We start from the raw sequence: 18,912 nt of genomic DNA, 5'->3' as shown, positions 1-18,912 counted from the left end.
AAGCCAGGCGATTGCCTGGCTTTTTGTCACTCGTTGGGTTCAACATTTTCTACCCTGGCCTTGAGCTTCTGGCCGGGCCGGAAGGTCACCACGCGACGGGCGCTGATGGGAATATCCTCCCCCGTCTTGGGGTTGCGTCCGGGACGCTGGTTCTTCTCGCGAAGATCGAAGTTACCGAAGCCGGAAATCTTGACCTGTTCGCCACGCTCGAGCGCCTGTCTGATCTCCTCAAAGAAGGCTTCCACCATATCTTTGGCTTCACGCTTGCTCATCCCGAGCTGGGTGAACAGGTGCTCTGCAATGTCGGCTTTGGTAAGCGCCATAGATCAATCCCTCAAGGATGCATTCAACTCTTCACCGAGGGCCCGCACGACATTGTCCACGGTCTCGGCGATCTCTTTCTCCTCCAAGGTGCGCTGGGTGTCTTGCAACACCAGGCTGATGGCCAGGCTCTTCTTGTCCTCTGCCATACCAGCGCCCTGGTATACGTCGAACAAGTTTATTCCAACTAACTGATTTCCGCCAACTTTTTTAATTACTGCCAGAACGTCGCCTGCCAGGATCTGTCTGTCAACCACCACGGCGATGTCGCGACGGTTGGCCGGGAACTTGGATACTTCGGCAGCAACCGGCACCTTGGCCGGCGTCAGTTTGTCCAGCTCCAGCTCGAACATGACAGCGCGGCTCTTGAGCCCCAGCTTCTTCTCGAGGCTCGGGTGGATCACGCCGATGTGGCCGATCACGACGCCATTGCGCAGAATGGCTGCACTCTGGCCCGGATGCAGGGCACTGTGCTCGGTGCGCTCGAAGGTGAAGGTAGCCCCTTCTGCAGTCAGATCCAGTACCGCTTCCAGGTCACCCTTCAGATCGAAGAAGTCGACGGGACGGGCCTTGACATCCCAGTGCTCGTCCCCCTGGTTGCCGGTGATGATGCCGGCCAGCATGGGTTCCTGACGGATGCCGTTCTCGGCATTCTCGTCCTTGATGAAACGCAGGCCCTGCTCAAACAGGCGCACGCGTGGCTGCTGACGGTTCTGGTTGTAGACCACCGCCTGCACCAGACCCGGGAACAGAGAGACGCGCATGGCGGACATCTCGACCGAGATCGGGTTCGGCAGCACGATGGCATCGCTCTGCGGGAACAGGGTCTGCTGAGCCTTGGGATCCACGAAGCTGTAGGTGATCGCTTCCTGGAAACCGCGGTCAACCAGCAGGTCGCGCACCCGCTTCAGGGTCACCTGTCCTTCAGCCTGCTCCACCATCGCCAGAGAGGCGGCGGGTTTCAGGTTCGGGATGTTGTTGTAGCCGTAGATGCGGGCCACTTCCTCGATGAGGTCTTCCTCGATGGCGATGTCGAAACGCCAGGAGGGAGCCAGCGCGGTCCAGCCGTCAGTATCCACGGTTACCTGCATGCCCAGACGAGTCAGAATTTCGACCACCTGCGCATCCGCCACGCTGATGCCGATCACCTTGTCGAGCTTGGTGCGGCGCAGCTTGATGGGGGCAGCCTTGGGCAAATGGGCATCGGATTTGACTTCGATGACCGGACCCGCTTCACCGCCGCAGATGTCCAGCAGCAGACGGGTGGCACGATCCATCACCTTGGCCTGCAGCTCGGGATCCACCCCGCGCTCGAAGCGGTGGGAAGAATCGGTATGCAGACCGTAGGCACGGGCACGGCCGGTGATGGAGAGCGGCGCGAAGAAGGCGCACTCCAGCAGGATGTCGGTGGTGGTCTCGGAGACACCGGTGCGATCGCCGCCGAAGATGCCGGCCATGCAGGTAGGGCCTTTGCCATCGGCAATCACGAGCGTGGTCTCTTTGAGCTTCACCTCGTTGCCATCGAGCAGGGTCATGGGCTCGTCGGCACGGGCGCGACGCACCACCAGTTCCCCTTCAAGCGTCGCCAGGTCGAAGGCGTGCATCGGCTGGCCGTATTCCAGCAGCAGGTAGTTGGTGATGTCAACGATGGCGTCGATGGAACGAATACCGCCACGGCGCAGCTTCTCCTGCATCCAGAGCGGGCTCTGGGCGTGCAGGTTCAGCCCCTTGATGACACGGCCGAGATAACGGGGGCAATCTGCCGGCGCTTCAACCCGGATCGGGAAGGTTGCATCGATAGTGGCAACAGCCGGCGCCCAGGTTGGCTCGACCACATCCACGCTGTTGAGCACGCCGATTTCACGGGCAAGACCCGCGATGCCGAGGCAGTCGGCACGGTTCGGGGTCAGATCCACATCGATGCTGACGTCGTTGAGCGCGAGGTATTCACGGATATCGGTTCCGATGGGGGCATCAAGCGGCAGCTCGATGATGCCATCGGCTTCGACGTCGATGCCCAGCTCGCTGAAGGAGCAGAGCATGCCGTGGGACGGCTGGCCGCGCAGCTTGGCTTTCTTGATGGTGAAATCACCCGGCAGGGTCGCCCCGACCTTGGCCACGCACACTTTGAGGCCGGCGCGGCAGTTCGGCGCACCGCAGACGATGTCCAGCAGCTCGGCCTCGCCCACATTGACCTTGGTCACCCGCAGCTTGTCGGCGTCCGGGTGCTGGGCGCACTCGACCACTTCACCCACCACCACATTGTTGAACTGGCCGGCCACCGCTTCCACGGCGTCCACTTCCAGACCGGCCATAGTGATCTGCTCGGCCAGTACATTGTCACTCAACTCGGTGCGGACCCACTCCATCACCCAGGATTTACTGAATTTCATGTTCTCTCGCCCTTACTTGAACTGCTTGAGGAAGCGCAGGTCGTTTTCGAAGAAGGCACGCAGGTCATTGACCCCGTAACGCAGCATGGTCAGGCGCTCAACGCCCATGCCGAAGGCAAAGCCGGAGTATTTTTCCGGATCGATGCCGACCGAACGCAGCACGTTCGGGTGCACCATGCCGCAGCCCAGCACTTCCAGCCACTTGCCGTTCTTGCCCATCACATCCACTTCGGCGCTCGGCTCGGTGAACGGGAAATAGGAAGGACGGAAGCGAATCGTCAAGTCTTCCTCGAAGTAGTTGCGCAGGAAGTCGTGCAGGATGCCTTTCAGCTCGGTAAAGCTGGCATGTTCGTCAACCAGCAGGCCTTCGACCTGGTGGAACATCGGGGTGTGGGTCATGTCGTAGTCGTTACGATAGACACGGCCCGGCGCGATGATGCGGATCGGCGGCTGCTGATGTTCCATGGTGCGGATCTGCACGCCCGAGGTGTGGGTACGCAGCATCAGATCAGGATTGAAGTAGAAGGTGTCGTGATCGGTACGCGCCGGGTGGTGAGCCGGGATATTCAGCGCATCGAAGTTGTGGAAGCCATCTTCAATCTCGGGACCACGGGCAACCTTGAAGCCCATCTCGCCAAACAGGCGCTCGATGCGCTCGATGGTACGGGTCACCGGGTGCAGACCGCCATTCTCGATGCGGCGGCCCGGCAGGCTGACGTCGATGGTCTCGGCGGCCAGCTTCTGGTTCAGCACGGCGATTTCGAGGGCTTCACGACGCGCGTTCAGGGCATCCTGAACCTGCTGTTTGGCCTGGTTGATCACGGCGCCCGCTGCGGGACGCTCTTCAGCGGACAGGGCGCCCAGTCCCTTCATCTGCTCGGTAAAAAAGCCCTTTTTACCCAGATATTTGACCCGGATTTCGTCGAGGGCGGCGATGTCGCTTACGCCCTCAATTTCGGCCTTGGCCTGGCCGACTACTTCTTCAAGCTGTTGCATGTCTTCCTCGTCACCACTCCCGGAACAGGAGCCTTTAGGCTAAATAAGGTCAAGAGGGGAATAATACAAAAAAAGCCCCTTGGCTGACCATAGTTATGACGGGCTTTTCTCCCTGCAAATCATTTTGTTATATGGAAAAGCCACAAGCCAGATGCAACAGGATTGAAACAAGCATCGTTTGTTCTAGTTTGTTGGCATATGGAAGGATAAAGCATTTATGAACGTGGCATGCTACCTGCCAACGCTCAAAAATGAGCAACAAAAAAGGAGGCCTGAGCCTCCTTTATTTTTATAACAGAGCTGGATTAGACCAGAGCTGCTTTAGCTTTTTCAACCAGGGCGGTGAAAGCCAGCTTGTCGTGAACGGCGATATCGGACAGGATCTTGCGATCGATCTCGATAGAAGCCTTCTTCAGACCGTCGATCAGACGGCTGTAGGACAGGCCGTTCTGACGGGCTGCAGCGTTGATACGCGCAATCCACAGTTGACGGAACTGACGCTTCTTCTGGCGACGGTCACGGTAGGCATACTGACCAGCTTTGGTTACCGCTTGTACCGCTACGCGGTAGACACGGGAACGGGCGCCGTAGTAACCCTTGGCGGCTTTCATTACTTTCTTGTGACGAGCGCGAGCGGTCACACCACGTTTAACTCTTGGCATTTTTCACATCCCCCCTTATGCGTACGGCAGACAAGCGACAACACGTTTGTGGTCGGCAGCGGAAACAAAGAACTTCGGTCCCAGCTGACGCTTACGCTTGCTGCTCTTCTTGGTCAGGATGTGACGCAGGTGGTTGTGCTTGCACTTGAAGCGACCTGAGCCAGTCTTCTTGAAGCGCTTTGCCGCGCCCCGGTTGGTTTTCATCTTCGGCATTTCATACTCCGCATTGTGAGTGACAACAAAATCGCAAGGCGAACCAACTCATGGGGCCAGCCCCATGAGTCAATTTCTTGTGGGCCTTAAGATTTCTTCTTGGGTGCGAGGACCATCACAGCTTGACGGCCTTCGACTTTCGGGAACGATTCGACTACGGCCAGCTCTTCCAGATCGTTCTTGACGCGCTCGAGAACCTTGATACCAAGATCCTGGTGGGCCATTTCACGACCACGGAAGCGCAGGGTGACCTTTGCCTTGTCCCCGTCTTCCAGAAAGCGAACCAGGTTGCGTAGTTTTACCTGATAGTCGCCTTCGTCGGTGCCAGGACGGAATTTGATTTCCTTGACCTGGACGACTTTCTGCTTTTTCTTCTGTTCTTTGGTGGTCTTGCTCTTTTCGTAGAGGAATTTGCCGTAATCCATGATCCGGCAAACGGGCGGCTCAGCGTTCGGACTGATCTCGACCAGATCCACTCCGGCCTCAAGGGCCAAGTTCAGGGCATCCTGGATGGAGGTGATGCCAATGGCTTCACCATCCAGACCAGTCAGACGAACTTCTTTCAGACGGATCTCTTCATTGATCCGGTGAGCGCGGGCTTGCGGTTGCTTGCCCAGTTTTTTTCCGCCTTTTATAGCTTATTCCTCCACTTTCTTTTGTCCGCGGGTCTGAACTTCCTGGGTCAACAGAGCAATCAGCTCTTCAACAGGATAAGAGCCCAGGTCAGCCCCTTTACGAGTACGCACTGCAATCTTGCCGGCTTCTACTTCTTTGTCGCCGCAGACCAGCATGAAGGGTACTCGCTTCAAAGTATGCTCGCGGATTTTAAAGCCAATCTTCTCATTTCTCAAGTCCGCTTTTGCGCGAAGGCCCGCATCATTCAATGCCTTGGCAACTTTCACAGCATAATCGGCCTGGTTATCCGTGATATTCATGACCACGGCCTGGGTCGGAGCCAGCCAGGTCGGGAACAGACCGGCGTACTCTTCCGTCAGGATCCCGATGAAGCGCTCCAGCGAGCCCAGAATGGCGCGGTGGATCATCACGGGGATGTGGCGCTCGTTGTCTTCGCCCACATAGGTGGCGCCAAGACGGCCCGGCAGGGCAAAGTCGAGCTGCACGGTACCACACTGCCAGGCACGATCAAGGCAATCGTGCAGGGTGAACTCGATCTTGGGACCGTAGAAAGCCCCCTCGCCCGGTTGCAGGTCGTACTTCAGGCCGTTGAGTTCCAACGCCTCGGCCAGCGCGGCCTCGGCACGATCCCAGGCTTCATCAGAGCCGATACGCTGCTCCGGACGGGTCGAGAGCTTGACCACGATGTTTTCGAAACCGAAGGTACCGTAGACGTCATAGACCATGCGGATGCACGCAGACACCTCTTCCATGATCTGCTCTTCGGTACAGAAGATGTGGGCGTCATCCTGGGTGAAACCCCGTACCCGCATCAGGCCGTGCAGGGAGCCTGACGGCTCGTTGCGGTGGCAGGAGCCGAACTCGGCCATGCGCAACGGCAGATCGCGGTAGGATTTCAGACCCTGGTTGAAAATCTGCACGTGACCCGGGCAGTTCATCGGCTTGATGGCGTACTCGCGGTTTTCGGACTGGGTGGTGAACATGGCCTGGGCGTATTTCTCCCAGTGACCTGAACGCTCCCACAGCACGCGATCCATCATGAAAGGGCCTTTCACTTCCTGATAGTCGTACTCTTTGAGCTTGCCACGGATGAAGGTTTCCAACTCGCGGAAAATGGTCCAGCCGTCGTTGTGCCAGAACACCATGCCCGGCGCTTCTTCCTGCATGTGGTACAGGTCGAGCTGCTTGCCGATCTTGCGGTGGTCGCGCTTGGCGGCCTCTTCCAGACGCTGCAAATAGGCCTTGAGCTGCTTCTTGTCGGCCCAGGCGGTGCCGTAGATGCGCTGCAGCATCTTGTTGTTGGAGTCGCCGCGCCAGTAGGCGCCGGACATCTTCTGCAACTTGAAGTGGTGGCAATGACGCATGTTGGGCACGTGCGGGCCGCGACACATGTCGATGTACTCTTCGTGATGATACAGACCGGGCTGGTCATCACGGGCAATGTTCTGATCCAGGATCTCGACCTTGTAGGTCTCGCCACGGGCTTCGAACACGTCGCGCGCTTCCTGCCAGGAGACCTTCTTCTTGATGACGTCGTAATCCTTGGCGGCCAGCGCCAGCATGCGCTCTTCCAGGGCAGCCAGATCTTCGTCGGTCAGGGTGCGGTCGAGATCGATGTCGTAGTAGAAACCGTTGTCGATGACGGGACCGATGGCCATCTTGGTCTGGGGCCAGAGTTGCTTGATGGCATGACCCAGCAGGTGAGCACAGGAGTGGCGCAGAATGTCCAGACCTTCTTCGTCTTTGGCGGTGATGATGGCCAGGGAGGCATCGGCTTCGATCAGCTCGCAGGCATCCACCAGTTCACCGTTTACCCGACCGGCAATGCACGCCTTGGCGAGACCGGGACCGATGTCCGCGGCCACATCCATGACGGAAACGGCGTGGGCAAATTGACGTTGGCTGCCGTCAGGCAGAGTAATGATTGGCATTAGGTGTTTCCTTATACAGTGGTGACCCCTACCAAAGGCCACATGCAGGTTGGAGAAACCCTTTCATGTCCAGCTGTTCACTCCCGAGTTTCACCGTTCACAATACGGTTGGTACACGGCAGTGGCACACCATATGGCGTGTGCAAGGCCATCCATTGAGAGGTACAGCGGGGGATTGTATCAGACGCGACAACCCAGACAAGCTGTCTTGGCGATTTTGCATACCGCCTAAGCGCGGGTGTCAACCTGTCCTACTTGCGAGGGCGCCCTTCTGCTGCCATACCCTGTACCAGATTGAGGCGTCAGCCAAAGCAAGGAGAGCATGATGTACACCTACGACATTTCATTTCCTGAGCATGCAGAAAAGCTGGTTCATCCGGATCACCTTCTTACGACTCACTGTCCCGTTCATATCGGTGAGCTGGTGATCCTGGGCGATGGCAGCAAGCGGGAGGTATGCAGCATCGTCCACAGTGCCGAGCGCAGTACACTCTATGTCACCGACGTGACGCCCGGCAAAGTCACCGCCAGCCGTTGATCCCTAACCGGCGTTCAGAAAAGAGTGGCCATTGAAATCGAAGGCGCTGCGTCCCTCCTCGGCCAGCGCCATCTCCTGCAATACCTGTAGTGCCATCTTGTTGCCCTTTTGCGAGGCCTGATAGAGCCACTGCTTCGCCTCGGCCAGTTCAACCCGCCCGTTGACCCCCATCAGGTGCAGGATGCCCACCTTCAGCATGGCGGGCACATCACCGTTCCTGGCTGCCAGCTGCATCCAGCGAAACGCCTCGTGCAGATCCCGCTTCACCCCGGCCCCGCGCAGATAGACCTCTCCCAGCCGATACTGGCCGAAAGCGTCCCCCGCCTGCGCAGCCTGACGATAGAGTCGGATGGCGCGATCCATATCCTGCTCGCTCCCCTGCCCCACTTCATGGCTCCAACCCATCAGCGCCTGTGCCCGTGGCTGGCCCTGCTCCGCCAGCGGCGACCAGATCCGGGTCGCCTCATCAAAGTGCCCTGTCCGCCAGGCGCGGTTGGCCGCCGCCAGCTCCTGATCGGTGGAGAGCGGGATCAGACGCCAGATGACCAGCGCAATGAGGGCGATGAAGAGCCAGAGGGCAGTAGTAGGTTGCATGACATTTTCCGTGATCTGGTTCGCATTTCGTCTATGTAAACGAAATGTAGCAACAGATCAAGCAGGAGATCACCCGGGTTCACCCTCTTTCATGGGGTCGCTCTTTGCGAACTTGCAGTTTGACGGGCGACACAGCAAAATAACTGTATATATAAACAGTTCATTGGTAATGTGATGGCAGGACGAGGCGCGAACCACAATGTCGAGCACCGCTTCAGCGGCCCGCAAATCGAAACCGTTGACGACGGCTGGAGTCAGAGCGACTGGGACGCGGCATTTGCCGCCAGCGCTCCCCGCACCGAGGTGACGGAGATCAGCGCCCGCAGCATCATCAGCTACAACGATTCGCCGGATCTTCCCTTCAGTCGCTCCATCAATCCCTATCAGGGGTGCGAGCATGGCTGCATCTACTGCTATGCCAGACCCAGCCACGCCTACCTTGAGCTCTCCCCCGGGCTGGATTTCGAGAGCAAGTTGTTTGCCAAAATCAATGCTGCCGAGTTGCTGCGACGGGAGTTTGCCAAGCCAGCCTATCAGCCACAAACCATCGTGCTGGGGGCCAATACCGATCCCTATCAACCCATCGAGCACCACTATCGCCTGACTCGCGAACTCCTGACGGTGATGCTGGCTCATCGCCATCCGGTAGGACTCATCACCAAGAGCGCCATGATCCTGCGCGACCTCGATCTGCTGACAGAGCTGGCCCGGGAAGGGCTATGCCAGGTGATGGTGTCGGTCACCACCCTCAATGAGACGCTGAGGCGGCAGCTGGAGCCCAGGGCCAGCACGGGGGTTGGGCGGATCAAGGTGATCGAACGACTGGCCAAGGCCGGTGTGCCGGTCGGCGTGCTCGCCGCCCCCATGATCCCCAGGCTCAACGAGCCTGAACTGGAACAGATCATCAAGGCCGCCGTCGACGCCGGGGCGGGCTGTGCGGATTACATCTTGCTGCGATTGCCCCACGAGCTCACCACCCTCTTTTGCGACTGGCTCTATACGCACTATCCCGGCCAGAAAGAGGCGATCCTCAACCAGCTGCGGGCAAGCCGGGGTGGCGCACTCAACAGCGCCACCTTTGGTAGCCGCATGCGAGGTGAAGGACATTTTGCCGACCTGCTCGCCCAGCGCTTTCGCCTGATCAGCAGGCGGCTGCAACTGGGCAAGCGCCATATTGCACTCAATACAGCCGACTTCATCCGCCCCGGCGAGCAGCTGCGTCTGTTCTGAGCGCCGTCAGCCCCGTGGTCTCGGCGGGCAGCTCCCCGCTGGGTGGTGCTGTGCAATCAGCTCCACAGGCAGGCAGGATGGCTCGTGCGCCACCTCCTCCTCATCCACCCTAAGGCGCGCCTTCTCCTGCCCTCCCCACATCCGGCTCCACCAGATCTCCCACATTACCCAGCTCGTCATAACAGTGCTCCTGGCAAGCGATGCCTGCCTCTGTGGTGGCCTCATTCAACGCAGGCAGCATGGCTGACCGTCATGACAGGGCCATGACAGCCGAGTGAAGGAATCGTGTTGATGCGATGGGGCCAACCCTGCATATCAGGAAGATGACGCCGTGGCAGGCAGGGCTGCATGCACGGCAGACGGAGCCTGGCAGCAGAAAAGAGGGCGCCAGGGCAAGCACAAGGACGGGGAGAGCCTGCGGTGAGGCGGACAAAAAAAGAGCGACCATCAAGGTCGCTCTTTTGCACCGGACAAAGGGGACGATTACTCGTCGCCCGCCTCCCCGGTATCGACGGTGCCAGCGTCCGCTGCGGTATCGGTGCCTTCAGACACCTCCCCTTCAACAGCCAGGGCCTCGGTTTCCTCTTCGTCGCTCTCGGCAACGCGCTGCAGGCCGACCACGGTCTCGTCTTCACCGGTACGGATCAGACGCACACCGCCGGTGTTACGGCCGATGACGCTCACCTCGGACACCCGGGTACGAACCAGGGTACCGCCGTTGGTGATCAGCATGATCTGGTCGGTATCTTCGACCTGGATCGCATCGATCACCTTGCCGTTGCGCTCATCCACCTTGATGGAGATGACGCCCTGGGTACCACGGCTCTTGGTCGGGTACTCGTCCAGCGCGGTGCGCTTGCCGTAACCGTTCTCGGTGGCGGTGAGGATGGCACCATCACCACGGGGCACGATGAGGGAGACCACCTTGTCACCGGCGCCCAGCTTGATGCCGCGCACGCCAGCAGCGGTACGACCCATGGGACGTACGCCCTTGAAGGTGCCCTTGCTTTCGGTGCCTTCGCCGTTGTCGCTGCCGTCATCGTCGTTGCCGGCGTCGTCATCGGTGTCGACCTCGTCAGTGGCATCGGCATCGGCGCGACCGCTGCCTTCCGCGAAGCGAACCACCTTGCCCGCATCGGAGAAGAGCATGATCTCGTTGCTGCCGTCGGTGATGTCCACCCCGATCAGCTCATCACCCTCTTTGAGGTTGATGGCACGGATACCGGAGGAGAGCGGACGGCTGAAGTCAGACAGGCTGGTCTTCTTCACGGTGCCGTTGGCGGTGGCGAAGAAGACATACTTGTCGGCGTCATATTCCTTCACCGGCAGGATGGCGGTGATGCGCTCACCCTCATCCAGCGGCAGCAGGTTGATGATCGGACGACCGCGGGCGCCACGGGACGCTTCCGGCAGCTGATACACCTTGAGCCAGTAGACCTTGCCACGGGTGGAGAAGCACAGAATGGTGTCGTGGGTGTTGGCCACCAGCAGACGCTCCACAAAGTCCTCTTCCTTGATCCGGGTGGCCGACTTGCCACGACCACCGCGGCGCTGGGCCTCGTAGTCGGAGAGCGGCTGATACTTCACATAGCCCTGGTGAGACAAGGTAACAACCACGTCTTCCGGGGTGATCAGATCTTCGATGTTGATCTCGGCGCTGGACATGCTGATCTCGGTGCGACGCTCGTCGCCGTACTGCTCGCGCACGGCCAGCAGCTCGTCACGGATCACTTCCATCAGGCGTTCCGGGCTTGCCAGGATGTGTAGCAGCTCGGCGATGAGATCCAGCAGAGATTGGTACTCTTCCAGGATCTTCTCGTGCTCGAGGCCGGTCAGCTTGTGCAGACGCAAGTCAAGGATGGCCTGGGCCTGGATCTCGGTCAGGAAGTACTGCCCTTCACGGATGCCGAACTCGGGCTCCAGCCACTCGGGCCGCGCCGCGTCGTCGCCGGCTTTCTCCAGCATGGCGGCCACGTTGCCGAGTTCCCAGCCCTTGGCTACCAGGGCGGCTTTCGCATCCGCCGGGGTCGCACTATGGCGAATGAGCTCGATGATGGGGTCGATGTTGGCCAATGCCACCGCCAACCCTTCCAGAATGTGCGCCCGATCCCGCGCCTTGCGCAGCTCGAACACGGTCCGGCGGGTCACCACTTCACGGCGGTGCAGCAGGAACGCATCCAGGATCTCTTTGAGGTTCATCACCTTGGGCTGGTTGTTGTCCAGCGCCACCATGTTGATGCCGAACGTGGTCTGCATCTGGGTGTGCTTGTAGAGATTGTTCAGCACAATCTCGCCGGACTCGCCGCGCTTGATCTCGATGACGATGCGCATGCCGTCCTTGTCGGACTCATCGCGCAGGGCGCTGATGCCCTCGATCTTCTTCTCTTTGACCAGCTCGGCGATCTTCTCGATCAGGCGAGCCTTGTTCACCTGATAGGGGATCTCGTGAACGATGATGGTCTCGCGACTGGTCTTCTCGTCCACCTCCACTTCAGCCTTGGCCCGCACATAGACGGAGCCGCGACCGGTACGGTACGCCTGCACGATGCCGGAACGACCGTTGATAATACCGCCGGTGGGGAAATCCGGGCCGGTGACATGGGCCATCAGCTCGTCAATGGTGAGGTCGCCGTTTTCGATCAGCGCCAGGCAGCCGTTGACAATCTCGGTGAGGTTGTGAGGCGGGATGTTGGTCGCCATGCCCACCGCGATACCGGAGGAGCCGTTGACCAGCAAGGTGGGGACCTTGGTGGGCATGACAGCCGGGATCATCTCGGTACCGTCGTAGTTCGGCACCCAGTCCACGGTCTCTTTGTCCAGATCGGCCAGCAGCTCGTGGGAGATGCGCGCCATCCGCACTTCGGTGTAACGCATGGCCGCGGCGTTGTCGCCGTCCACCGAACCGAAGTTGCCCTGACCGTCGACCAGCATGTAGCGCATGGAGAAATCCTGCGCCATCCGGACGATGGTGTCATACACGGCGCTGTCGCCATGCGGGTGATATTTACCGATTACGTCACCGACCACACGGGCCGATTTTTTATAGGGCTTGTTCCAGTCGTTCCCCAGCTCGTTCATTGCATACAGAACGCGGCGGTGAACCGGTTTCAAGCCATCACGCACATCCGGCAGAGCTCGTCCTACGATCACGCTCATGGCGTAATCCAGATAGGAACTCTTGAGCTCTTCTTCGATGTTGACCGGCGTGATCTCTCTGGCCAGATCGCTCATAGAAAGCCTTAATCCCTAATTAGTTGTTCTTTGGCTTAAACAGCGCGACATGGTAACACACTGAGCCAAATACATTAAGCCACAAATCCGATGAGCACATCGGGCTGGTGCGACGAGGTCGGTCCGTTATAATGCGCGCCAGGACAATAGATTGCGCGCGCCCAGCACGCTGCGCGCCTTGCCACAGGATCATCAAAACATGAATAGTGATGCCAATGTCGATCTGACAGAAATCGCCAAATTTGAAGCCATCGCCTCCCGCTGGTGGGACATGGAGGGCGAATTCAAGCCGCTGCATCAAATCAACCCGGTGCGCCTTGACTGGATCACCGACAAGAGCGGCGGCCTGTTTGGCAAGCGCGTGCTCGACATCGGCTGCGGTGGCGGCATCCTCTCCGAGAGCATGGCCCGCCGGGGTGCCCGCGTCACCGGCATCGACATGGGCAAGGAACCCCTCGGCGTCGCCCGCCTGCACGCGCTGGAACAAGGTGTGGAGCTCGAGTACCGCCAGATCACCGCCGAAGCCCACGCCGATGAAGCGCCTGGCCAGTATGACGTGGTCACCTGCATGGAGATGCTGGAGCACGTGCCGGACCCGGCCTCGGTGCTGCGCGCCATCGCCACCCTGGTACGGCCGGGGGGCAAGGTGTTCGTCTCCACCATCAACCGCAACCCCAAAGCCTATCTGATGATGATCCTCGGGGCCGAGTACCTGATGAAGATGGTCCCCAAGGGCACTCACGATCACAAGAAGTTCATCACCCCCGCCGAACTCTGTCGCATGGGGGAAGCGGCGGGCCTGCTGGTGCGGGACATGAGCGGCGTTCACTACGCCCCGCTCTCCAACAGCTTCAAGCTCGGCAAGAATGTCGACGTCAACTACATGGTGGCGTTCGAGCGCCCGGAGCAAGGCTGATGAGCACACCTCACCCGATGCCCCTTGGCTGCGTGCTGTTTGATCTGGACGGCACCCTGCTCGACACCGCCCCAGACCTTGGCGCCGCCGTCAATCACGTGCTGATAAGCGAAGGCTTTGCCCCGCTCTCTGACGACATCATCCGTCAGACCACCTCCCACGGGGCCCTCGGGCTGCTCAGGGCCGGTCTTGGGGACGAGCTGCTCGAGGAGCTGGGGGCCACCCGCCTTCGCACCGCCCTGCTCGACTACTACGCCGCCAACCTCTGCGTCGGCACCCGCCCCTATGAAGGCATGGTGGATCTCATCGAGTGGCTCGACGAGAAAAAGCTGCCCTGGGGCATTGTCACCAACAAGCCGGGTTTTCTCACCGAACCGCTCCTGGCAGCCCTGCCTGAACTCGCCAGTTGCGGCGTGACCGTGAGCGCCGACACCCTGCCGGTGCGCAAGCCCGACCCCGCCCCCATGTTCTTTGCCTGCGAGCGCCTCGGCATCGCGGCCAGCCAGTGTCTCTATGTGGGGGATCACGTGCGCGACATCGAGGCTGGCCGCAATGCCGGCATGCGTACCGCGGTGGCTGGCTGGGGTTATCTCAATGATGACGAGGATCCGGCCCTCTGGGGCGCCGATCTTCACTTTGATACCGTGCAGGCCCTGCACCACTGGCTGCGCTACGAGCTGAGCTGACACGTTCATTGCCCATGAGCGACAAGGCATCCGGATAGAGGTGGATCTGCGGGGCAACTTTGATGTTGTCCCGATGGCCATGTGGGCATCGGCCCCGGCGCGCAGCTCCCCCCGCAGCACACCAGAGGGATCCCGGACGATCCCTCTTTTTACAGGCTTGGCAACCCCCCGAACGGCGTAACAGGACACCTTTTGACCCTGACTGCACAAGGGATGAGCAGGCCGGATTTGCTAGTAAAAACACCCTGCTTTCGCAAGCAAAAAAAGTTATTTTAATTTTCCATCTTCGATCGCCGGACTTGCATTTGACGGATCGGACGCATGAAAACCCGTTCGCTGTGAGCGTCCACTAACTCCCGTCCCGACACCCACAATTTATCCACAGCTAATGCGTTATCCACAGATTGCATTACCGCATCGACCTCACTATCTTGTAGTTCGCATTAAAAATAACACTACATCTTGTGATTCATCGCACAATCCCTGCCCAGTTTCCCTCGACAGACGGAGCCGGGTTGCGCCATTGTGCGATGGCTTTTCGGGAATCAACCGATACCGGCAGGTATCAATGAAAGGGGTCATCAGCCAATGAACTTGTTTGTGACGAAGCGTAACGGACACAAAGAACCCATCGATCTGGATAAAATTCACCGTGTGCTCGACTGGGCTGCCGAGAAGCTCGACAACGTGTCGGTCTCCCAGGTGGAGCTCAAGTCCCACATCCAGTTCTATGACGGTATCCGTACCGCCGACATCCACGAGACCATCATCAAGGCTGCTGCTGACCTCATCTCCGAGCAAAGCCCGGACTACCAGTACATGGCTGCCCGTCTGGCCATCTTCCACCTGCGCAAGAAGGCCTACGGCCAGTTCGAGCCGCCCCACCTGTATCAGCACGTCGCCAGACTGGTGGACATGGGCAAGTACGACAAGCACCTGCTGGAAGACTACACCCAGGCGGAATTTGAGGAGCTGAACGGCTACCTCGATCACTGGCGCGACATGGACTTCTCCTACGCGGCGGTCAAGCAGCTCGAAGGCAAGTACCTGGTACAGAACCGCGTCACCGGCGAGATCTACGAGAGCCCGCAGTTCCTCTACATCCTGGTAGCGGCCTGCCTCTTCTCCAAGTATCCGAAAGATACCCGTCTGGACTACATCAAGCGCTTCTATGATGCGGTCTCGACCTTCAAGATCTCCCTGCCGACCCCGATCATGAGCGGCGTGCGCACCCCGACCCGCCAGTTCAGCTCCTGCGTGCTGATCGAGTGTGACGACAGCCTGGATTCCATCAATGCCACCGCCAGCGCCATCGTGCGCTACGTGTCCCAGCGCGCCGGCATCGGCATCAACGCCGGCCGCATCCGTGGTCTGGGCAGCCCCATCCGTGGCGGCGAAGCCTTCCACACCGGCTGCATCCCCTTCTACAAATACTTCCAGACGGCGGTGAAGTGCTGCTCCCAGGGCGGCGTGCGCGGCGGTGCGGCCACCCTGTTCTACCCGCTGTGGCACACCGAGGTGGAGAGCCTGCTGGTACTGAAGAACAACCGCGGCGTGGAAGAAAACCGGGTCCGTCACATGGACTACGGCGTGCAGATCAACAAGCTGATGTACCAGCGCCTCATCAAGGGCGGTGACATCACTCTGTTCTCCCCGTCCGATGCACCCGGCCTCTATGACGCCTTCTTCGCGGACCAGGACAAGTTTGAAGAACTCTACGTCAAGTACGAGCAGGATCCGGCCATTCGCAAGAAGACCCTGAAGGCGGTGGATCTCTTCTCCCTGATGATGCAGGAGCGTGCCGGTACCGGTCGCATCTACATCCAGAACGTGGATCACTGCAACACCCACAGCCCGTTCGACCCGAGCGTGGCACCGGTGCGCCAGTCCAACCTCTGCCTCGAGATTGCGCTGCCTACCAAGCCGCTCAACAACGTGGATGACGAGGACGGCGAGATTGCCCTGTGCACTCTCTCCGCCTTTAACCTGGGCGCCATCGAGAAGCTGGAAGATCTGGAAGAGATGGCCGAGCTGGCCGTGCGCGCTCTGGACGCCCTGCTCGACTATCAGGACTACCCGCTCAAGGCCGCCAAGAAGGGCAGCATGAACCGCCGCACCCTGGGGATCGGCGTCATCAACTACGCCTACTACCTGGCGAAAAACGGTGCCCGCTACTCCGACGGTTCCGGTCTGGCCCTGACCCACCGCACCTTCGAGGCGATCCAGTACTACCTGCTGAAGGCCTCCGTGCAACTGGCCCGCGAGTTCGGCCCCTGCCCGGCCTTCAACGAGACCACCTATGCCCAGGGTATCCTGCCCATCGATACCTATAAAAAGGATCTGGACACCCTGTGCAATGAACCCCTGCACCTGGACTGGGAAACCTTGCGCGAAGAGATCAAGACCGTGGGTCTGCGCAACTCCACCCTGACCGCCCTGATGCCGAGCGAGACCTCCAGCCAGATCTCCAACGCCACCAACGGCATCGAGCCGCCCCGCGGCCTGGTGTCGGTGAAAGCCTCCAAGGACGGCATCCTCAAGCAGGTGGTGCCGGAGTACCACCGCCTGAAGGATCAGTACGAACTGCTGTGGAAACAGCCGAGCGTCGACGGTTACCTGCAGCTGGTCGGCATCATGCAGAAGTTCGTGGATCAGGCGATCTCCGCCAACACCAACTACGACCCGGCCCGCTTCGAAGGCAACAAGGTGCCGATGAAGCAGTTGCTCAAAGACTTGCTGACCGCCTACAAATACGGTCTCAAGACCCTCTACTATCACAACACCCGTGATGGTGCCGACGACACCCAGACCGATCTGCAAGATGACGGCTGCGCTGGCGGGGCTTGCAAGATCTAACCGCGAAACGCACTGATAAACCGGGCGGGAGCATCAAGCTCCCGCCCTCCTGTTTTCCCTATTTCACGGCATTCGAACCATGGCTTACTCTACTTTTTGCCAGACCCAAAACGATCAGCTCAAGGAGCCGATGTTCTTCGGCCAGTCGGTCAACGTGGCCCGTTATGATCAGCAAAAGCACGACATCTTCGAGCGGCTGATCGAGAAGCAGCTCTCCTTCTTCTGGCGCCCGGAAGAGGTGGACGTCTCCCACGACCGCATCGACTTCCAGGCTCTGCCGCCCCACGAGCAGCACATCTTCATCTCCAACCTGAAGTACCAGACCCTGCTGGATTCCATTCAGGGCCGCAGCCCCAACGTGGCCCTGCTGCCCCTGGTCTCCATCCCGGAGCTGGAGACCTGGATCGAGACCTGGGCCTTCTCCGAGACCATCCACTCTCGCTCCTACACCCACATCATCCGCAACATCGTCAACAACCCGGGCCAGGTGTTCGACGACATCGTGACCAACGAGCAGATCTTGAAGCGCGCCGGCTCCATCAGCCACTTCTATGACGATCTCATCGAGGCCACCTCCGTCTATCACCTGCACGGTGAGGGGACCCACCGGATCGGGGATCGCGAAGTCACCATCAGCCTGCGGGAGCTCAAGAAGAAGCTCTACCTGTGCCTGATGAGCGTCAACGCCCTCGAAGCAATCCGCTTCTACGTGAGCTTCGCCTGCTCCTTCGCCTTCGCCGAGCGCGAGCTGATGGAGGGCAACGCCAAGATCATCAAGATGATCGCCCGTGACGAAGCGCTGCACCTGACCGGTACCCAGCACATGCTGAACCTGATGCGCAGCGGCAACGACGACCCCGACATGGCGGAGATCGCCGTCGAGTGCGAGCAGGCCTGCTTCGAGCTGTTCAAGGAAGCGGCCCTGCAGGAGAAGGAGTGGGCCGAGTACCTGTTCCAGGACGGCTCCATGATCGGCCTGAACAAGGACATCCTCTGCCAGTACGTGGAATACATCACCAACCTGCGCATGGCGGCCGTCGGCCTGCAACCGGCCTTTGCCGGCACCAAGCAGAACCCCATCCCCTGGATCAACACCTGGCTCTCCTCCGACAACGTGCAGGTGGCGCCCCAGGAAGTGGAAGTAAGCTCCTATCTGGTGGGTCAGATAGACAGTGAAGTGCACGCCGACGATCTGGGTGACTTCGAGCTGTGATGCAAGGCGACCTCTGCTGGCAGACCATGATGCGGGAGAGCGACGTCCGTGAGTGACGCCACCGCCACCCTGAACGCGCCCCTGCATTCCGCCACCACGGCGTCGGAGGGGCAAGCCCCCCAGGTACAGACCCTGGACGGTGTGCTGCACCCCCATCCCGGCGAAAGCGTGCTGGAGACCCTGGAGCGCCACGGCCATCACGTGGAGTTCCAGTGCCGCAGCGGCTATTGCGGCGCCTGCCGCACCCCGCTGCTGGCGGGCAAGGTGCACTACGCCGCCGTCCCGCTCGCCTTTGTCTCCCAGGGGGAGTGTCTCCCCTGCTGCTGCCAGCCGGTGGGCGCCATCAAGCTCGATATCCGAAAGGGCTGACGGCCCTTGTCGCCAGATCTGCCCCGCAAACAAAAAGCCGCCGGATTGCTCCGGCGGCTTTTTTCATGGGAATGTCCCGTCTCTTGAGGGAAATGAGGGGCCATGGCCCCTCTTACATTACAACCCG

Annotated in this window: 17 protein-coding genes; 7 read left to right on the top strand and 10 right to left on the bottom strand. The window is 59.8% G+C overall.

The window, feature by feature from the left end; all coding sequences use genetic code 11:
- Positions 1-26: 26 nt before the first annotated feature.
- From ihfA to thrS, 7 genes are all read right to left on the bottom strand, one after another.
- Positions 27-323: an integration host factor subunit alpha gene (gene ihfA / locus AB5Y89_RS19260; protein WP_005300715.1), complete on the bottom strand. Its 297-nt coding sequence runs from the start codon at positions 321-323 to the stop codon at positions 27-29.
- Between the two features lie 3 nt (positions 324-326).
- Complete coding sequence (gene pheT, locus AB5Y89_RS19255) at positions 327-2,714, bottom strand: phenylalanine--tRNA ligase subunit beta (protein ID WP_368224296.1); 2,388 nt, start codon at positions 2,712-2,714, stop codon at positions 327-329.
- Between the two features lie 12 nt (positions 2,715-2,726).
- Positions 2,727-3,710 carry a phenylalanine--tRNA ligase subunit alpha gene (pheS, locus tag AB5Y89_RS19250; protein WP_043155490.1) on the bottom strand — a complete coding sequence of 328 codons (984 nt, stop codon included), beginning with the start codon at positions 3,708-3,710 and terminating at the stop codon, positions 2,727-2,729.
- A 305-nt stretch (positions 3,711-4,015) separates the two neighbouring features.
- Positions 4,016-4,372: a 50S ribosomal protein L20 gene (gene rplT / locus AB5Y89_RS19245; RefSeq protein WP_010674800.1), complete on the bottom strand. Its 357-nt coding sequence runs from the start codon at positions 4,370-4,372 to the stop codon at positions 4,016-4,018.
- A gap of 15 nt (positions 4,373-4,387) precedes the next feature.
- Positions 4,388-4,585: a 50S ribosomal protein L35 gene (rpmI, locus tag AB5Y89_RS19240; protein ID WP_005300673.1), complete on the bottom strand. Its 198-nt coding sequence runs from the start codon at positions 4,583-4,585 to the stop codon at positions 4,388-4,390.
- 86 nt (positions 4,586-4,671) lie between these two features.
- Positions 4,672-5,202 carry a translation initiation factor IF-3 gene (gene infC, locus AB5Y89_RS19235; RefSeq protein WP_185219337.1) on the bottom strand — a complete coding sequence of 177 codons (531 nt, stop codon included), beginning with the start codon at positions 5,200-5,202 and terminating at the stop codon, positions 4,672-4,674.
- 21 nt (positions 5,203-5,223) lie between these two features.
- Entirely contained in the window at positions 5,224-7,152 is a 1,929-nt protein-coding gene (gene thrS, locus AB5Y89_RS19230; RefSeq protein WP_010674801.1) for a threonine--tRNA ligase, read from the bottom strand.
- A gap of 325 nt (positions 7,153-7,477) precedes the next feature.
- Between thrS and AB5Y89_RS19225 the strand changes: the two genes are divergently transcribed.
- Positions 7,478-7,690, top strand: a complete 213-nt coding sequence (locus AB5Y89_RS19225) for a hypothetical protein (RefSeq protein WP_010674802.1) — start codon at positions 7,478-7,480, stop codon at positions 7,688-7,690.
- Positions 7,691-7,693: 3 nt separating this feature from the next.
- Here the strand turns inward: AB5Y89_RS19225 and AB5Y89_RS19220 are convergent, their stop codons facing one another.
- Entirely contained in the window at positions 7,694-8,284 is a 591-nt protein-coding gene (locus AB5Y89_RS19220; protein WP_368224295.1) for a tetratricopeptide repeat protein, read from the bottom strand.
- Between the two features lie 174 nt (positions 8,285-8,458).
- On the opposite strand from AB5Y89_RS19220, the gene AB5Y89_RS19215 reads away from it, so the two are divergent.
- A complete protein-coding gene (locus AB5Y89_RS19215) occupies positions 8,459-9,514 on the top strand; it encodes a PA0069 family radical SAM protein (RefSeq protein WP_368224294.1) in 1,056 nt (351 codons plus the stop codon).
- Positions 9,515-9,520: 6 nt separating this feature from the next.
- On the opposite strand, the gene AB5Y89_RS19210 is transcribed toward AB5Y89_RS19215, so the two are convergent.
- Entirely contained in the window at positions 9,521-9,694 is a 174-nt protein-coding gene (locus AB5Y89_RS19210; protein WP_368224293.1) for a hypothetical protein, read from the bottom strand.
- Between the two features lie 303 nt (positions 9,695-9,997).
- The gene (gene gyrA, locus AB5Y89_RS19205; RefSeq protein ID WP_368224292.1) at positions 9,998-12,745 is read right to left on the bottom strand and encodes a DNA topoisomerase (ATP-hydrolyzing) subunit A; all 2,748 of its coding nucleotides are present in this window, start codon (positions 12,743-12,745) and stop codon (positions 9,998-10,000) included.
- Positions 12,746-12,944: 199 nt separating this feature from the next.
- Here gyrA and ubiG point away from each other — a divergent pair, with 199 nt between their 5' ends.
- From ubiG to yfaE, 5 genes are all read left to right on the top strand, one after another.
- Positions 12,945-13,661, top strand: a complete 717-nt coding sequence (ubiG, locus tag AB5Y89_RS19200; protein WP_041211453.1) for a bifunctional 2-polyprenyl-6-hydroxyphenol methylase/3-demethylubiquinol 3-O-methyltransferase UbiG — start codon at positions 12,945-12,947, stop codon at positions 13,659-13,661.
- Positions 13,661-14,347 carry an HAD family hydrolase gene (locus AB5Y89_RS19195; protein ID WP_029314563.1) on the top strand — a complete coding sequence of 229 codons (687 nt, stop codon included), beginning with the start codon at positions 13,661-13,663 and terminating at the stop codon, positions 14,345-14,347. The genes ubiG and AB5Y89_RS19195 overlap by 1 nt, the downstream gene beginning before the upstream one ends.
- Before the next feature lie 588 nt (positions 14,348-14,935).
- Positions 14,936-17,203: a class 1a ribonucleoside-diphosphate reductase subunit alpha gene (nrdA, locus tag AB5Y89_RS19190; protein ID WP_039040757.1), complete on the top strand. Its 2,268-nt coding sequence runs from the start codon at positions 14,936-14,938 to the stop codon at positions 17,201-17,203.
- 79 nt (positions 17,204-17,282) lie between these two features.
- On the top strand, positions 17,283-18,416 hold the full coding sequence (gene nrdB, locus AB5Y89_RS19185; RefSeq protein ID WP_010674816.1) for a class Ia ribonucleoside-diphosphate reductase subunit beta: 1,134 nt from the start codon (positions 17,283-17,285) through the stop codon (positions 18,414-18,416).
- 69 nt (positions 18,417-18,485) lie between these two features.
- Positions 18,486-18,785, top strand: a complete 300-nt coding sequence (gene yfaE / locus AB5Y89_RS19180; protein WP_272952346.1) for a class I ribonucleotide reductase maintenance protein YfaE — start codon at positions 18,486-18,488, stop codon at positions 18,783-18,785.
- Positions 18,786-18,912 lie beyond the last annotated feature (127 nt).

The organism is Aeromonas sp. s4 (genome assembly GCF_040907855.1).
Taxonomy (GTDB): Bacteria; Pseudomonadota; Gammaproteobacteria; order Enterobacterales; family Aeromonadaceae; genus Aeromonas; species Aeromonas caviae.
The sequence above is the reverse complement of the archived record's forward strand: the minus strand, read 5'-3'. Positions and strand labels throughout refer to the sequence as shown.

Excerpts from the sequence above, each read along its gene's own strand:
- ihfA (WP_005300715.1), bottom strand. The coding sequence starts at position 323 with ATGGCGCTTACCAAAGCCGACATTGCAGAGCACCTGTTCACCCAGCTC.
- nrdA (WP_039040757.1), top strand. The coding sequence starts at position 14,936 with ATGAACTTGTTTGTGACGAAGCGTAACGGACACAAAGAACCCATCGAT.
- rplT (WP_010674800.1), bottom strand. The coding sequence starts at position 4,372 with ATGCCAAGAGTTAAACGTGGTGTGACCGCTCGCGCTCGTCACAAGAAA.
- AB5Y89_RS19225 (WP_010674802.1), top strand. The coding sequence starts at position 7,478 with ATGTACACCTACGACATTTCATTTCCTGAGCATGCAGAAAAGCTGGTT.
- nrdB (WP_010674816.1), top strand. The coding sequence starts at position 17,283 with ATGGCTTACTCTACTTTTTGCCAGACCCAAAACGATCAGCTCAAGGAG.
- pheT (WP_368224296.1), bottom strand. The coding sequence starts at position 2,714 with ATGAAATTCAGTAAATCCTGGGTGATGGAGTGGGTCCGCACCGAGTTG.
- pheS (WP_043155490.1), bottom strand. The coding sequence starts at position 3,710 with ATGCAACAGCTTGAAGAAGTAGTCGGCCAGGCCAAGGCCGAAATTGAG.
- AB5Y89_RS19220 (WP_368224295.1), bottom strand. The coding sequence starts at position 8,284 with ATGCAACCTACTACTGCCCTCTGGCTCTTCATCGCCCTCATTGCGCTG.
- AB5Y89_RS19215 (WP_368224294.1), top strand. The coding sequence starts at position 8,459 with ATGGCAGGACGAGGCGCGAACCACAATGTCGAGCACCGCTTCAGCGGC.
- ubiG (WP_041211453.1), top strand. The coding sequence starts at position 12,945 with ATGAATAGTGATGCCAATGTCGATCTGACAGAAATCGCCAAATTTGAA.
- AB5Y89_RS19210 (WP_368224293.1), bottom strand. The coding sequence starts at position 9,694 with ATGACGAGCTGGGTAATGTGGGAGATCTGGTGGAGCCGGATGTGGGGA.
- AB5Y89_RS19195 (WP_029314563.1), top strand. The coding sequence starts at position 13,661 with ATGAGCACACCTCACCCGATGCCCCTTGGCTGCGTGCTGTTTGATCTG.
- rpmI (WP_005300673.1), bottom strand. The coding sequence starts at position 4,585 with ATGCCGAAGATGAAAACCAACCGGGGCGCGGCAAAGCGCTTCAAGAAG.
- thrS (WP_010674801.1), bottom strand. The coding sequence starts at position 7,152 with ATGCCAATCATTACTCTGCCTGACGGCAGCCAACGTCAATTTGCCCAC.
- gyrA (WP_368224292.1), bottom strand. The coding sequence starts at position 12,745 with ATGAGCGATCTGGCCAGAGAGATCACGCCGGTCAACATCGAAGAAGAG.